17 protein-coding genes are annotated in these 13,675 nt (G+C 71.9%); 12 read left to right on the forward strand and 5 right to left on the reverse strand.

Features of this window, described 5'->3' with window-relative positions; translation table 11 throughout:
• Positions 1-3: 3 nt before the first annotated feature.
• The 3 genes from ACFVTR_RS16290 to ACFVTR_RS16300 all read right to left on the reverse strand — a co-directional run bounded on the left by ACFVTR_RS16290 (position 4) and on the right by ACFVTR_RS16300 (position 2,816).
• A complete protein-coding gene (locus ACFVTR_RS16290; RefSeq protein WP_387038976.1) occupies positions 4-1,371 on the reverse strand; it encodes an acyltransferase in 1,368 nt (455 codons plus the stop codon).
• Positions 1,372-1,473: 102 nt separating this feature from the next.
• The gene (locus ACFVTR_RS16295) at positions 1,474-2,430 is read right to left on the reverse strand and encodes a permease prefix domain 1-containing protein (RefSeq protein WP_387038978.1); all 957 of its coding nucleotides are present in this window, start codon (positions 2,428-2,430) and stop codon (positions 1,474-1,476) included.
• Complete coding sequence (locus ACFVTR_RS16300) at positions 2,427-2,816, reverse strand: PadR family transcriptional regulator (protein WP_157424851.1); 390 nt, start codon at positions 2,814-2,816, stop codon at positions 2,427-2,429. Before ACFVTR_RS16300 ends, ACFVTR_RS16295 begins: the two co-directional genes overlap by 4 nt.
• 105 nt (positions 2,817-2,921) lie before the next feature.
• Between ACFVTR_RS16300 and ACFVTR_RS16305 the strand changes: the two genes are divergently transcribed.
• From ACFVTR_RS16305 to ACFVTR_RS16345, 9 genes are all read left to right on the forward strand, one after another.
• Positions 2,922-4,151 carry a CpaF family protein gene (locus tag ACFVTR_RS16305; RefSeq protein ID WP_387038981.1) on the forward strand — a complete coding sequence of 410 codons (1,230 nt, stop codon included), beginning with the start codon at positions 2,922-2,924 and terminating at the stop codon, positions 4,149-4,151.
• Positions 4,148-5,008, forward strand: a complete 861-nt coding sequence (locus tag ACFVTR_RS16310) for a type II secretion system F family protein (RefSeq protein WP_387038982.1) — start codon at positions 4,148-4,150, stop codon at positions 5,006-5,008. Before ACFVTR_RS16305 ends, ACFVTR_RS16310 begins: the two co-directional genes overlap by 4 nt.
• Positions 4,996-5,940, forward strand: coding sequence for a type II secretion system F family protein (locus tag ACFVTR_RS16315; protein WP_387038985.1), 945 nt, complete (start codon positions 4,996-4,998; stop codon positions 5,938-5,940). The genes ACFVTR_RS16310 and ACFVTR_RS16315 overlap by 13 nt, the downstream gene beginning before the upstream one ends.
• 24 nt (positions 5,941-5,964) lie before the next feature.
• A complete protein-coding gene (locus ACFVTR_RS16320; protein ID WP_376947632.1) occupies positions 5,965-6,141 on the forward strand; it encodes a hypothetical protein in 177 nt (58 codons plus the stop codon).
• Between the two features lie 23 nt (positions 6,142-6,164).
• Positions 6,165-6,554 carry a TadE/TadG family type IV pilus assembly protein gene (locus ACFVTR_RS16325; RefSeq protein ID WP_387038987.1) on the forward strand — a complete coding sequence of 130 codons (390 nt, stop codon included), beginning with the start codon at positions 6,165-6,167 and terminating at the stop codon, positions 6,552-6,554.
• Entirely contained in the window at positions 6,529-7,014 is a 486-nt protein-coding gene (locus ACFVTR_RS16330) for a hypothetical protein (RefSeq protein ID WP_387038989.1), read from the forward strand. The genes ACFVTR_RS16325 and ACFVTR_RS16330 overlap by 26 nt, the downstream gene beginning before the upstream one ends.
• Before the next feature lie 53 nt (positions 7,015-7,067).
• Entirely contained in the window at positions 7,068-7,466 is a 399-nt protein-coding gene (locus tag ACFVTR_RS16335) for a pilus assembly protein TadG-related protein (protein WP_387038991.1), read from the forward strand.
• 67 nt (positions 7,467-7,533) lie between these two features.
• A complete protein-coding gene (locus ACFVTR_RS16340; RefSeq protein ID WP_387038994.1) occupies positions 7,534-7,932 on the forward strand; it encodes a PPOX class F420-dependent oxidoreductase in 399 nt (132 codons plus the stop codon).
• 59 nt (positions 7,933-7,991) lie between these two features.
• Complete coding sequence (locus ACFVTR_RS16345) at positions 7,992-8,315, forward strand: hypothetical protein (RefSeq protein WP_387038996.1); 324 nt, start codon at positions 7,992-7,994, stop codon at positions 8,313-8,315.
• A 26-nt stretch (positions 8,316-8,341) separates the two neighbouring features.
• Here ACFVTR_RS16345 and ACFVTR_RS16350 read toward each other — a convergent pair whose 3' ends face one another.
• Positions 8,342-9,622, reverse strand: a complete 1,281-nt coding sequence (locus ACFVTR_RS16350) for an MFS transporter (protein WP_387038998.1) — start codon at positions 9,620-9,622, stop codon at positions 8,342-8,344.
• Between the two features lie 109 nt (positions 9,623-9,731).
• Here ACFVTR_RS16350 and prfB point away from each other — a divergent pair, with 109 nt between their 5' ends.
• Together prfB and ACFVTR_RS16360 are read left to right on the forward strand one after the other, a co-directional pair.
• Positions 9,732-10,838 carry a peptide chain release factor 2 gene (prfB, locus tag ACFVTR_RS16355; RefSeq protein WP_376947646.1) on the forward strand — a complete coding sequence of 369 codons (1,107 nt, stop codon included), beginning with the start codon at positions 9,732-9,734 and terminating at the stop codon, positions 10,836-10,838.
• Positions 10,839-10,946: 108 nt separating this feature from the next.
• Positions 10,947-11,138: a hypothetical protein gene (locus ACFVTR_RS16360; protein ID WP_387039000.1), complete on the forward strand. Its 192-nt coding sequence runs from the start codon at positions 10,947-10,949 to the stop codon at positions 11,136-11,138.
• 34 nt (positions 11,139-11,172) lie between these two features.
• Here the strand turns inward: ACFVTR_RS16360 and ACFVTR_RS16365 are convergent, their stop codons facing one another.
• Positions 11,173-11,865 carry a TetR/AcrR family transcriptional regulator gene (locus ACFVTR_RS16365; RefSeq protein ID WP_387039001.1) on the reverse strand — a complete coding sequence of 231 codons (693 nt, stop codon included), beginning with the start codon at positions 11,863-11,865 and terminating at the stop codon, positions 11,173-11,175.
• A 149-nt stretch (positions 11,866-12,014) separates the two neighbouring features.
• On the opposite strand from ACFVTR_RS16365, the gene ACFVTR_RS16370 reads away from it, so the two are divergent.
• Positions 12,015-13,649 (forward strand): amidohydrolase, encoded by a 1,635-nt coding sequence (locus ACFVTR_RS16370; RefSeq protein WP_387039003.1) that lies wholly within the window; start codon positions 12,015-12,017, stop codon positions 13,647-13,649.
• Positions 13,650-13,675 lie beyond the last annotated feature (26 nt).

A 13,675-nucleotide genomic window follows, 5' to 3' on the forward strand; every position in this document is an offset into this window, starting at 1 on the left:
AGTCTATGCGCGCAGCGCCGCGCGCCGCGGTCGGAGCAGCAGCAGCACCACGACGAGCGATGCGGTGCCGATGAGCGCGATCGGCAGGTCGAGGAACCACTGCATCACGAGGAACGGCGGCACGATCGCGAGCACGGCCGCGGCCGCCGTGGCGATCGGCGACGGCGCGCGGAACCCCTCGGGGATCGCGGTCGGCAGCCGTTCGAAGCGCACGAGGAGCGGCGCGATCGCGAACACGATGCCGAGCACGACGATGAGCGCGAGGGGCCGGCTCGCCCACCATCCGGCGCTGCCGGGCTCGGGTGCCGCACCTGGAATGAGGAGCGAGAGCCCTTCGACGATGATGATCACCGGCAGGTGCCAGAGGTAGACGGTCATCGCGCGGCTGCCGACGAGGTGCACGACCGCCTGTGCGGGTCGGCGACGCATGAGCGCGCTGAGCGGGCGGTGCAGGGCGCTCATCAGGCTGATCTGCGCGATGCCGAGCAGCATGAGCGGCACCGTCGGCGGGTTGAGGTTCACGAGCATGTCGGGGGAGTACCACCCCAGCGCGACGAGCGGCCAGATCACGAGGTACGCCGCGGCGGCGAGCCCGACGAGCACAGCGGGGCGGCGTCGGCGGAACCATCCGTCGGAGTACCAGAAGCCGAGCTGCTGCACGAAGAGCCAGATGAAGAAGAGGTTCGCGAGACCGATCTCGGCGATGCCCGAGGTGATGCGCAGCACATCGACGACGACGGCGCCGGCGGCGAGCACCACGAGCGTCATGCGCGGAGCCCGCTCGTGCAGCTGCGACATCCACGGCACCGCGCACTGCGCGATGAGGAAGGCCGCGAGGAACCACAGCGGCGACCCCGTGCCGGTTGCGATGGTGTCGAGGAGTGCAGGGTCGACGCCGATGAGCGTCGCGACGCCGAGCACGACCGAGAAGAAGACGAAGAGCGGCAGCGCGGGCCCGGCGAGGCGCAGCACCCGTCCGCGCACGAACGCGGTCGCGTCGCCGCCGCGCCGGGTGAGGCTGCGCCATGCGGCGAGGGCGGTGAACCCGCCGACGGCGAAGAAGAGGGGCATGATCTGCCCGAACCAGGTGGCCGCGGCGAACCACGGCTGCGCCTCGAGCGGGCGGGAGACGACGAGCGAGCCGTCGGGGGCGTAGCCGACCCCGATCATGAGCAGGTGGATGACGACGACGAGCAGGATGCACGCGACCCTCGCGAGGTCGACGACGAGGTCGCGGGAGGCGAGGGCGGTGGCGACCGCGGCGTTGCGGCCGGCGGACTGGTCGCCGGCGCGTGCGGCGGTCGCGTCGACGGCGGCGGGCGCCGGCGCGGGCTCTGGCGTCGACGGGGTCGATCGCGGCTCTGCGGTCATCGTTCTCCGAGGTGCGGGCGGGTCGGGTGTGCCGAGCCTAGCAACGCGCACGGCGCCCCTCCACGGTTGCTGCGGAGGGGCGCCCTGCGCGTGTCGCGTCACTCAGTTCGAGGAGCGCGACGACTCGTGGCCGAAGAGCATGCGCGCGAGCACGAGCATCATCGCGATGAAGGCGCCGACGACCGGCAGCGGCGCCCACCACCAGCCGACCGTGAAACCGAGCACCGGCACGAGCGCGAAGGCGGTGAGCCAGATCACGGCCGAGTAGATGCCGAAGCGGGCGGCGGCGGCCGGGTCCTCCTCGAAGCGGTTGCCCGCCCGGGCGGCATCGCGCTGCATGGCGACCACCCAGGGCTTGTGCCGGTTGGTCTGGGTGGCGCCGAGCGCGCTGAGCACGGCGATCGCGACGATCACGAGCACCGCGGCGAGCACGAGCCAGACGAGGTCGAGCCGCACCGCGACGACGGCGGCGAAGCCGAGGCCGGCGACGAGCAGGCCCGTCGCGGTGCCGAAGAGCAGTGCACGGCCGACCGGCAGCGGGTAGTTCGTCGTCGTCTCCTGGTGGAGCGCGTCGCCCGTGATCACGCCGATCGCGAGGCCGAGCACCGCGGCGATCGCGATGAGCGCGCCGGTGGCGAGCGGCAGCACGGGCGTGAGCCCGAGCACGAGTGCGACGAGGGCGGCGGCCGCGACGATGGCGAGCACCACGGTGCGCACCACGAAGGCGGGCTTCGGGCGCACCCGGTTGCGTTCGGCGAGTTCGGCGGCGGATGCCCCGGGGCGGGTGCCGCGCGGGGACGAGGCCGGCGCCGAGGCATCCACGTCGCCCGTCGCCGCCGCGACGAGCTCGCGCACGTCGCCCAGCTCGTCGACGGCGCGGCGGGCCGCCTCGGCGGGGGAGGCGCCGGCGACCTCGAGCTCGGCGACCCGCGAGAGCAGGTTGTCGCGGATCTCCTCCTTCAGGTCTTGCGCCTCGGGGGTGGGGTCGATGCCCGCGAAGGCCTCGTCGAGGAGACGGTGCACCTCGGTCGAGGTGCGGGGGCTGCGGTTGTCGCTCATCGCAGGGAGCCTTTCGTGTTCGCCGGCGCCGGTTGGCTGCCGAGCAGTGAGTCGATGATGGTGCGGGTGGCCACCCAGCTCGCCACGTTCTGGCGGAAGGCGGCGCGGCCCGCGTCGGTGATGCGGTAGTACTTGCGGCGGCCGCCCTGCGACTCGTCGCCCCAGTACGCCTCGGCGAGGCCGTCGCGCACGAGCCTGCGGTAGCTGGCGTAGAGGGTGGCCTCTTTGATCTCGTAGCCCCCGCCCGTCGCATCGCGGATGTGCTTGTAGATCTCGAAGCCGTAGCTGTCGTGCTCGCGCAGCACGCCGAGCACGATCGTGTCGGTGTGCCCGCGCAGCAGGTCGGCCGCGAAGGCGTCGCCGGATGCCGCTGAATCTTGGATCATGTTGGGTACTGTAACAGATCAAGTACCCAATGTGAACAAGCGAATGGATGCCTCGTTGTGGATAACTTCGGAGCGGGTCACCCGCCTCACCGCATGATGGGTGCCATGTCCGACGCCGTCCGCACCATCGCCGAGCGGGTGCGCACGCGTGTGCTGCGCGACGGGGTCGACCTCGCGGGCGACGACGAGCTCGCCGCCCGCTACGCCCACGACGAGGTGCGCCGATACAGCGAACGCGCGCTCGGCGGGGCGCACGCCGGGCTCGGCGACGAGCACGGCACCGCCCGCGAGGTCGTCGCCTCGCTCACCGGGTACGGCCCGCTGCAACCCTTCTTCGACGATGACGAGGTCGAGGAGATCTGGATCAACGGGCCCACGCGGGTGTTCATCGCCCGCGGCGGCGTCGCCGAGCTCACGACCGTGGTGCTCTCCGATCGCGAGGTGCGCGAACTCGTCGAACGCATGCTCGCCCACACCGGGCGCCGGGTCGATCTCAGCTCGCCGTTCGTCGACGCCTCGCTGCCCGACGGGTCACGGCTGCATGTCGCGATCCCCGATGTGGCGCGTACGCACTGGGCCGTCAACGTGCGCAAGTTCCAGCGGCGCATCCGATCGCTCCAATCGCTCGTCGAACTCGACTCGCTCACGCTGCAGGCCGCCGAGTTCCTCCGCATGTCGGTCCTCGCGGGCGCCAACATCCTCGTGTCGGGCGCGACGCATACCGGCAAGACGACCATGCTGAACGCACTCATGTCGAGCGCGCGCATCGGCGACCGAGTCGTCACGGTCGAGGAGACCTTCGAGCTCGATCTCGACGTCCGCGACCTCGTCTCGCTGCAGTGCCGGCAGCCGAATCTCGAGGGCAGCGGCGAGATCACGCTCCGCCGCCTCATCAAAGAGGCACTGCGCATGCGCCCCGACCGGCTCATCGTCGGCGAGGTACGCGAAGCCGAGAGCCTCGACCTCCTCATCGCGCTCAACTCGGGGCTTCCGGGCATGTGCACGATCCACGCCAACTCGGCTCGCGACGCCCTCGTGAAGCTCTCGACGCTGCCACTGCTCGCCGGACGCAACATCGACTCCGCGTTCGTCGTGCCGACGGTCGCGAGCTGCATCGACCTCGTCGTGCACCTCGCGATCGATCGCGACGGCCGTCGCCGCGTCGCCGAGATCCTCGCTCCGACGGGTGGATGCTCCGGAGCGGAGGTCGAGGCCGAGGCGATCTTCACCACCCGCGACGGCTCGCTCGTGGCGACAGGGCTGCGACCGGCGCGACTGGAGAAGTTCCACGCGCGCGGCTTCGACCCCGGGCACGTCCTCGGAGACCCGCGATGAGCCTCGTGCTGGGTGCGGCCCTCGGTCTCGGCCTGCTGCTCGTCGCCGCGCCGCTGCTGTGGCCACGCCGCGGCGAGCAGCGCCCCACCTCATCGGCGTTCCAGCGGCTGCACGGCGAGCTTGCGCTCGCGGGCCTCGGCAGCGTTCCGGTGGCCGTGGTCGCGACCGTCAGCCTGATGCTCTCCGCGGTGGGCGGGGCACTCGTGCACGCCGTGTTCGCGATCCCGTTCCTCACTGTCACCGGCGCGGTGCTCGGTGCGCTGCTGGTGCCGTTCGTCGTGCGCGGCCGCGCCGCGCGGCGTCGCGCGGCCAACCGCGCAGTGTGGCCCGATGTCGTCGATCACCTGGTCGCCTCGGTCCGCGCCGGGATGTCCCTGCCCGAGAGCGTCGGCGCACTCGCCGAGCTCGGCCCGGCTCCCACGCGGGCAGCCTTCTCGTCGTTCGAACGCGAGTTCCGCCGCACTGGCAACTTCTCGGCGTGCCTCGACGGTCTGAAGTCCGAACTCGCCGATCCGGTCGCCGACCGGATCATCGAGACGTTGCGCATGGCGCGCGAGGTCGGGGGCAGCGACGTGACGGCGGTGCTCCGAGGCCTGGCGGGGTACCTTCGCGAGGACGCGGCGCTCCGCGCCGAGGTCGTCGCCCGGCAGTCGTGGATCCGCAACGCCGCGAGGCTCGGCGTCGCCGCACCGTGGCTGCTGCTCGTGGTGCTCGCCTCGCGGCACGAGGCGATCGCGGCCTACGACTCGCCGGCGGGCGCCGTGCTCATCCTCGTCGGGCTCGGGGTCACCCTCATCGCCTACCGCAGCATGATCGCACTCGGCCGGCTGCCCGAGGAGCGCCGATGGTTCACCTGAACGCGACGGCACTGAGCCTCGTGTTCGGCGTCCTCGCCGGACTGGGACTCTGGCTCATGGTCTCGGCGGTGCCGCGCATCGGCCGGCCCCGCCTGGCCGAGCGGGTCGCCCCGTACATCGCCGACCTGTCGCCCGAGGCCCGCGCACTCCTCGCCAAGCGGCCGGCCGACCCGAGCCCCGTGCTCGGCGTCGTCGTGGCGCCCGCTCTGCGGTGGCTCCGCGGCGTGATGTCATCGTGGCTCGGCGGCAACGAGATCGTCGTGAAGCGCCTTCGGCAGGCCGGATCCCCGAAGAGTGTCGAGCGATTCAGGGGCGAGCAGCTGGCGTGCGCCGCGGTCGGCTTCGCGCTGGGAGCGGCGCTCGCCCTCGTCGCACCGGGATTCGGCGGCATGCCGACGATCGTGCGCGTCGCCGCCCCGTTCATCGGGGCCGCCCTCGGTGCGGTCGCACGTGACTGGCTTCTCCAGCGGAGTGCCCGTCGCCGCCTCGCTCGCATCTCGGAGGAGCTCCCGACGGTGCTCGAGTTCCTCACCCTGAGCCTGACCGCCGGCGAAGGCATGCTCGACGCGCTGCGTCGGGTCGGCGCGGCGGGCAACGGCGAGCTTCCGCGCGAGTTCGCGAACGTGGTGGCGAGCGTCGGCGCCGGGGTGCCGCTCGCGACGGCCCTGGCCGAACTCCGCGACGGTGTCGACCATGCCGGGCTCTCGCGTGCCCTCGACCAGGTGCTCGGCGCGCTCGAGCGGGGAGCGCCGCTCGCCGCCGTGCTGCGTTCGCAGGCCGGCGATGCGCGCGAGGCGGCGAAGCGCACGATCATCGAGCTCGCCGGTCGCAAGGAGATCGCGATGCTCGTGCCCCTCATCTTCCTCATCCTCCCGGTGACGATCGCGTTCGCGCTGTTCCCCGGCTACCTCGTACTGCAGACGGGCTTCTGATGCCCGGCGATGAAAGGAATCTCGATGCGAACGTCACTCCTCGCCATCCGACGCCGGCTCCGCGACGAACGCGGAGACGTGCCCGGGTGGGTGCTGATCACCCTCATGACCGCAGGGCTGGTGATCCTCATCTGGGGGCTCGCCGGCCCCGCGTTGAGCGACGTCTTCAACCAGGCGATTCAGCGGGTACTCGGGGCCTGAGACTTCCGTCGTCTCCGCCAGCAGTGCGTCGGCTCCTGAGCGAGGAGCGCGGTTCGGCCGTCGCCGAGTTCACCCTCGTCGGTGTGCTGCTCACCGCGCTCGCGCTCGCGGTGGTGCAGCTAGCGCTCGCGCTGCACGTGCGAAACACGGTGCTCGACGCGGCCGCCGAGGGTGCCAGGTACGCCGCGCTCGCCGGTGCCGACGACGCCGACGGCGTCGAGCGCACCCGTGAGCTGATCAGCGCGGCCATCTCGGCCGACTACGCGCGAGACGTCACGGCCGATCGAGCGAGTGTCAACGGGGTGCCGGTGATCGCGGTGACGGTGCGGGCGACGATGCCGGTCATCGGGCTGCTCGGCGTCGATCACGGCCTGGAGGTGACCGGCCATGCCGCCGTCGAACATCTCGACTGAGCCGTGCCCCGCACGACTCGATCCAGGTGGAGGGAACGAGCGCGGTTCCGCCTCGCTCGAGTTCCTCACCGTCGGGATGCTCCTGCTCGTGCCGCTCGTCTACCTGGTGCTCGCGCTCGCATCGATCCAGGGTGGTGCGCTCGCGGTCGAGGGGGCGGCCCGGCAGGGGGCGCGCGTCGCCGTGCAGGCGGGTGACCGGGCGTCGGCCGAATCGGCCGTCGAGCGTGCGGTGAGGGTCGCACTCGTCGACTACGGGGTGGATGCCGGCGAGGCATCCGTCATCATCGACTGCCAGGCCGCCGACTGCGACGTACCGGGCAGCCGCATCCGGGTGTCGGTGCAGGCGAGCGTCGGCCTTCCGCTCGTGCCCGACGTGCTCTCGCTCGACCGGGTCGGCAGCGTGCCGCTCGAGGCGAGCGCCACCCAGACGGTGTCGCGCTTCGCGGCGGTCGAGCCGTGATGAGCCGGATCGCCGCACGCACGCGCCGCGTGGGCGACGAGTCAGGATCGACGATGCTGCTCACGATCTTCTTCTGCGTGCTCGGCCTCGCGCTCATCCTCGTCGTCGCCTCGGCCACCTCCCTCTACCTCGACCGCAAGCGCCTCTTCACCCTCGCCGACGGGGCCGCGCTCGCCGCGGCTGAGGCATGGGCCCTCGACGACGTGCGTCTCGACGACGGCGAATTCGCCCTCGTGCTCGACGACGGCGAGGCGTACCGCGCTGCGACGGCCTACCTCGGTGACGCGGTGCACGAACTCGACGGGCTCGAGCTCGTCGCCGCCGAGTCGCCCGATGGCCGCACGGCGACGGTCACCTTGCGGGCGGTGTGGAACGCTCCGATCGACACCGAGTTCATCCCCGTCGAGGTGCCGATCGAGGTGACCGCGACGGCGCGCTCGGTGTTCCACTGAGGTGCCCCGATTCGAGATCGAAGTGGGGGCGGGAATGCCCGACGCCCGGGGCTGATTGACTTGAAGCATGACGATCGAGATCAACGACCACTTCACCCGCATCCTCCACGCGCCCGTGTTCGCCTTCCTCGGCACCACCCGCCCGAACGGCGAGGTGCAGATCAACCCGATGTGGTTCGAGTTCGACGCCGACTCGCAGACCATCCGCTTCACGCACACGACGAAGCGTGCGAAGTTCCGCAACCTGCAGCAGAACCCGTCGATGACCCTCGCCATGACCGACCCCGACAACGCCCACAAGTACGTCGAGGTGCGCGGCACGCTCAGCGAGGTCATCCCCGACCCCGACGGCGACTTCTACGTGCGACTCGGGCAGCGCTACGGCGACCCCGAGACCGAGTCGCCCGACGACCGTGCCGACCGGGTCATCCTCGTCATGCAGCTCGAGAAGGTCACCGGGCGCTGATCGCAGGCCGGCGCCGACGAACGCACCTCGGTGCGCTCGCCGGCGCTAGGCTCGCGCACATGACCGAAGCCACGTGCGCGGTACTCAGCGCGGTCTACCCGCTCGTGCTCATCACCGTGGTGCTCGAGCAGCGTTCGATCGACCTGAGCATCCGGCGCCGACGCTGGTTTCGGCTGGTCACGTTCACGATCGTGGCCGGCTCCCTCGTCGGACTCGTGCTCAGCGTCATCGGCGTGCAGTTCCACGGGCTCGGGCCCGTCGCCGGCTCCGCGAATTGGTTGGTCGGCCTCATCGCGGTCGGCGGCCTCGGCTTCCTGCTGCTGAGCGTGCTCGCAACGCTCCAGGCCGAAGAGGACTCGGACACCGACTCCGAAGCGGGCTGACCCGGCACTGGATACGACGCAGCGCCTCAGCGCCGACGGCGCGGCACGTAGCGCGGCACCCAGCGCAGCAGCATCGCGGCGCCGATGAGGCCGACGACGCCCATGGTTGCGGCCGCCGCCATGATCGACACGAGCGAGGTCACCCCCGCGACGACGAGCGGCGCGACGGCCTGCCCGGCGTCGCCGATCGTGCGGTACGCCCCGAGGAACGGCGCGGGATTCGCTTTCGGCGCGAGGTCGGCGCCGAGCGTCAGGATGACTCCGCTCGACAGCCCGTTCGCGACGCCGAACAGCACCGCGACGGCGGTGAACCAGGCCACGGCGGCCGGCATGTCGTGCGTGACGGCGAGCACGAGGTGCCCGACCGCGAGCCCGACGATGCCGGGGATGGCGCTCCAGAGCCGCCCGAAGCGGTCCATCACCTGGCCGCTCACGTAGAACAGCGCGAAGTCGATCGTCGCCGAGACGCCGATCACGAGCGCCGCCTGCTCGGGCGGCACGCCGATCGACACCGCCCACAGCGGCAGGATCATCGTGCGGCTCGCCCGGATCGCCGCGAGCAGCCCAACCCCGGTACCGATGCGCGCGAGCACCGCCCGGTGCACGACGATCGCGCGGAACACGCCGTGCGACGAGGCATCCGCCGCGGCCCGACCGGCCGTGGTCACCTCGGTACCGTCACCGGCGTCACGCGCGGATGCCTCGCGCGCGAGCCGCGCCGCCCCGAACACCCGCTCGGGGTCGGGCAGGAGCACGAGCACGACGACGACCGCGAAGCAGCTCGCGACGAGCACCCAGAAGACGGGCTCGGAGGAGCCCGCGAACGCGATGATGCCGGCCGCGACGAACGGGCCGATCGCCCAGCCCGCACGGAACACGCCCGCGAGCGTCGACAGGGCGCGAGCACGCACTCGCTCGGGTACGTAGCTCGTGAGGAACGCGTGCCGGGCGAGTCCGAACACCGCCGTCGCGAGCCCGAGCAGGAACACGCCGATGCCGAGCGCCCAGTTGGTGGGAGAGGCGAGCGCGACGAGCACCCCGGTCACGGCGAGCAGGGCCGCCCCGATCATGGCGTTGCGCTCGCCGATGCGGGCCACGAGCCATCCGGCGGGCAGGTCGCCCGCGAGCTCGCCGACCATGAGCATCGCCGCGATGAGGCCCGCGAGGGCGAGCGAGGCGCCGCGCTCGGTCGCGACGACCGGGATGACGGGGATGATGGCGCCCTCGCCGAGCGAGAACAGCAGCGTCGGCAGGTAGGCCGGGAGGATGATGCCGCGCCACGAGAACGGAGGCGTGACGGTGGTCATCACCCCGACGCTACACCCGGGTGCTGGTCTCGATACGCTTCGCTACTCGACCGGCAGGAGGCGTCCGCGCTACTCGACCGACCGCCGTGCAACTAGGCTGGAGGGCGCCATGCTCGAACTTGACCTTGCGCCCGAGATCTCCGCACTCCGCGCCACCTTCAACGACATCCGCGCCGTCGTCGACGTCGATGCCCTCGAAGCCGACATCGCCCGCCTCTCCGAAGAGGCCGGTGCCCCCGACCTATGGGACGACACCGCCAACGCGCAGAAGGTGACGAGCGCGCTCAGCCACCGCCAGGCCGAGCTCAAGAAGATCACCGACGTCGAGCAGCGCCTCGACGACCTCGACGTGCTCGTCGAGCTCGCCCTCGAGATGGAGGACGAGGACAGCGCGAACGAGGCCCGCGCCGAGCTCGCGGCCCTGCAGAAGACGGTCGGCGACCTCGAGGTGCAGACGCTGCTCGACGGCGAGTACGACGAGCGCGGCGCCGTCGTCACGATCCGCTCGGGCGCGGGCGGCGACGACGCCACCGACTTCGCCGAGATGCTCATGCGCATGTACCTGCGCTGGGCCGAGCGCCACAACTACCCGGTGAAGGTGCTCGACACCTCCTACGCCGAGGGCGCCGGCATCAAGTCGGCCACGTTCGAGATCGACGCCCCGTACATCTACGGCACGCTCTCGGTCGAGGCCGGCACCCACCGCCTCGCGCGCATCAGCCCCTTCGGCGGCGCCGACAAGCGCCAGACGAGCTTCGCCGCGGTCGAGGTCATCCCGATCATGGAGGAGGCGAAGGAGGTCGAGATCCCCGAGAACGACATCCGCGTCGACGTCTTCCGCTCCTCGGGCCCCGGCGGCCAGTCGGTCAACACGACCGACTCCGCCGTGCGCATCACGCACATCCCGACCGGCCTCGTCGTGTCCATGCAGAACGAGAAGTCGCAGATCCAGAACCGCGCCGCGGCGATGCGGGTCCTCCAGACCCGACTCCTGCTGCAGAAGCGCGAAGAGGAGGCGGCCCAGAAGAAGGAGCTCGCGGGCACCATCACCGCGAGCTGGGGCGACCAGATGCGCTCGTACTTCCTCTACGGCCAGCAGCTCGTGAAGGATCTCCGCACCGGTTACGAGGTCGGCAACCCGGCGATCGTGTTCGACGGCGACCTCGACGGCCTCATCGCCGCCGGCATCAAGTGGCGCAAGCGCAAGGAAGACTGAGCGACGCCGGCTGACCGGTCACAGCCGGCTCCCGGGTTCTGCTGCCACGATCTGGGCCAACGCCGCTGGGTGTCCGCCCCGCAGGCGACGGTCACGAAGGAGACGTCAGTGGACTTCACCCAGCCGGCCACGGAGTTCGTCAGCTTCAACCTCGACCGCGTGCTCCGGGCCTCGCGCGAGCGACGCGGCGAGCACCTCGCCGAGGCCGACGAAGCCGAGCTCCGCAGCGCGCTACAGGCCGCGGGCTACGACGACGCGGCGATCGACGACGCCATCGCCTCCACCCGCGAGCAGGCCTAGCGAGCCGGGAGCCGGGAGAGGGGGTGCCCTGGAGTCAGCTCCGCTCGGCCTCGTCGGCCGCCGCGAGCGACGCGGGCAGCCCGGCGAGCAGGGCGAGCAGCCCGATCTCGAACGAGCGGTCGGTCAGCCGGATGCCGCGTGCCGCGGCCCGCACGCTGCGCCGCGCCTCGGCGCGGCTGAACTCGGGCGCGACGCCCGCGGCCGAGCCCGGTGACATGATGTCGGCCGGCGCCAGCGCATCGAGCGCCGAGCCGATGATGAACGACTCGAGCGCGACGATCGCGTCGACGACGCCGCTCGACGGCCAGCCCTCGGCGAGCAGTCGCCGCGTGATCGACTCGTAGTTCAGCACCGAGCGCTCCTGGCCGTCGATCGCCGTCGTCGCGAGCAGGGCGATGCCGGCGGGATGTGCGGCGAACGCGGTGCGGTACGAGTGGGCCCAGCGCAGCACGGCGTCGTCGAGCCGGGTGGCGGGGTCGTCGAAGCCGGTGACGTCGAGCATCTCGGCGACGCGTCCGCGCATCGCGCGCACGACATCGGCCTTGCCGCGGAAGTAGTGATACAGCGCCGGCGGGTGCACCGACAGCGAGCGGGCGAGGGCGGCCATCGTGAACCCCTCGGGGCCGGCCGTCTTCGCGAGCGCGAACGCGGCGTCGACGATCTGCTCGGCGCTCAGCACGGGGGTGCGCGGGCGGCCGGCGGTGCGCTTCGCGGGGGTCGGGCTCACCTGGCTCCTTCGGTGGTCGAGATCGGGGTCGGGGATCGCGGTCGGGGTCGATTTGGTCGCGCGGCGACTGCGGAGTAACGTGTGCCCGAATTTAATCACGTTAAATTGCGCAGCCGGCTAACGAGGGCGACGGCGCGGAAACGAGCAACATGCAGCGCAGCTTCGCCGACACCATTCTCGTGGGTGCCCGGGTGATCACCATGAACCCCCGCCAGCCCGTCGCCGAGGCGATCGCCATCCGCGCCGGACGCATCCTCGCGGTGGGCGACGCCGCCACCCTCGCCGAGTTCCGCGGCCCGCGCACCGTCGTCGAGGACCTCCACGGAGCCTCCGTGACCCCCGGGCTCATCGACGCCCACATGCACCCGATCCAGGGCATCGAGCTCGCCGTCGGCGTCGACTTCGGGGGAGTGCGCGACCCCGAGCGCTTCCTCGAGATGCTCCGCGACGAGACCCGTCGCGTGCAGGGCGGCGCCGCCGGCGGCTGGGTGCGCGGCTGGAACATCGACTACGACGTGTTCACCGCGCTGCCCATGACCGCCGCCGCGATCGACGCCGCCACCGCCGGCGCGCCCGCCTTCCTCATGTTCTTCGACGGGCACACGGCGCTCGCGAACACCGAGGCCCTGCGCCGGGCCGGCATCACCGGGCCGCGCAGCTTCGGCGACACCTCCGAGATCGTGGTCGACGACGCAGGCCGGCCGACCGGTGCCCTGCGCGAGGACTCGGCCTTCGACATCGTGCTGCGCACCGCGCCCGAGTACACCCGCGAGGAGACGCTCGAGCGCGTGCGCGACATCCTCGGCACCCTCACCGCCTCGGGCATCACGGGCGGCTGCATCATGGACGGCAACCCCGGCACGCTCGACCTGCTCGACGAGCTCGACGGCGAGGCATCCGACGACCCCGAAGCCGCAGGGCTGCTGCCCGTGCGGATCGTCTCGGCGATGGCGCACAACCCCGGCTACGACGAGGAGCGCACCCAGCGCTACCTCGCCCAGCGCGACCGCCGCGGGCGCCGCTGGCGCGGCGGGCTCGTGAAGCTCTTCAACGACGGCGTCATCGACACCGGCACCGGCTGGCTCTACGAGCCCGACACCCACGGCGAGGGCCTGCACTCGTTCTGGGCCGACCCCGACGAGTTCGAGCGCGTCGTCGCCCGCTACAGCGAGGCCGGGTTCCAGATCGCGACGCACGCGATCGGCGACCGGGCCATCGGCACGACGATCGACGCCTACCTCAAGGCCGGCGTGCAGTCTGCGCAGGGTGCGCCGCACCGCATCGAGCACCTCGAACTGCTCGCCGACCGCGACCTCGCCCGCCTCGCGCAGACCGGCATCACGGCCTCGGTGCAACCGCTGCACATGCAGTGGCGCAAGGCCGACGGCTCCGACTTCTGGGCCGAGCGGCTCGGCCCCGAACGCGCCGCGCTCGGCTGGCGCGTGCGCGACATGATCGACGCCGGCGCGCCCGTCGCGCTCGGCTCCGACTGGCCCGTGGCGCAGACCGACGCGCGCATCGGCCTCGCCTGGGCGCGGCTCCGCCGCGAACCCGGCAACCCGGATGCCCCGGTGTTCGAGCCCGACCAGGTGCTCACGCCGTACGAGGCCCTACAGGGCTACACCGTGTGGGCGGCGCTCGCCCAGGGCGACCGCGACCTCGGCGTCATCGCGCCGGGGTGCCGCGCCGACCTCGTCGTGTGGGCCGACAGCCCGCTCGCCGTCGGCGCGGACGAACTGCTCGACCTCCCCGTGCTGACGACGATCGTCGACGGCGACCCCTGACCGCGGCATCCGCCGCCTGACCCCCT

The sequence above is a fragment of the Agromyces sp. NPDC058126 genome (genome assembly GCF_042884595.1).
In the GTDB taxonomy this organism is placed as follows: domain Bacteria; phylum Actinomycetota; class Actinomycetes; order Actinomycetales; family Microbacteriaceae; genus Agromyces.

Coding starts and splice junctions, on each gene's coding strand:
- ACFVTR_RS16295 (WP_387038978.1), bottom strand. CDS start 2,430: ATGAGCGACAACCGCAGCCCCCGCACCTCGACCGAGGTGCACCGTCTC.
- ACFVTR_RS16335 (WP_387038991.1), top strand. CDS start 7,068: ATGCTGCTCACGATCTTCTTCTGCGTGCTCGGCCTCGCGCTCATCCTC.
- ACFVTR_RS16345 (WP_387038996.1), top strand. CDS start 7,992: ATGACCGAAGCCACGTGCGCGGTACTCAGCGCGGTCTACCCGCTCGTG.
- ACFVTR_RS16315 (WP_387038985.1), top strand. CDS start 4,996: ATGGTTCACCTGAACGCGACGGCACTGAGCCTCGTGTTCGGCGTCCTC.
- ACFVTR_RS16310 (WP_387038982.1), top strand. CDS start 4,148: ATGAGCCTCGTGCTGGGTGCGGCCCTCGGTCTCGGCCTGCTGCTCGTC.
- ACFVTR_RS16305 (WP_387038981.1), top strand. CDS start 2,922: ATGTCCGACGCCGTCCGCACCATCGCCGAGCGGGTGCGCACGCGTGTG.
- ACFVTR_RS16370 (WP_387039003.1), top strand. CDS start 12,015: ATGCAGCGCAGCTTCGCCGACACCATTCTCGTGGGTGCCCGGGTGATC.
- ACFVTR_RS16330 (WP_387038989.1), top strand. CDS start 6,529: ATGCCGCCGTCGAACATCTCGACTGAGCCGTGCCCCGCACGACTCGAT.
- prfB (WP_376947646.1), top strand. CDS start 9,732: ATGCTCGAACTTGACCTTGCGCCCGAGATCTCCGCACTCCGCGCCACC.
- ACFVTR_RS16290 (WP_387038976.1), bottom strand. CDS start 1,371: ATGACCGCAGAGCCGCGATCGACCCCGTCGACGCCAGAGCCCGCGCCG.
- ACFVTR_RS16350 (WP_387038998.1), bottom strand. CDS start 9,622: ATGACCACCGTCACGCCTCCGTTCTCGTGGCGCGGCATCATCCTCCCG.
- ACFVTR_RS16300 (WP_157424851.1), bottom strand. CDS start 2,816: ATGATCCAAGATTCAGCGGCATCCGGCGACGCCTTCGCGGCCGACCTG.
- ACFVTR_RS16320 (WP_376947632.1), top strand. CDS start 5,965: ATGCGAACGTCACTCCTCGCCATCCGACGCCGGCTCCGCGACGAACGC.
- ACFVTR_RS16340 (WP_387038994.1), top strand. CDS start 7,534: ATGACGATCGAGATCAACGACCACTTCACCCGCATCCTCCACGCGCCC.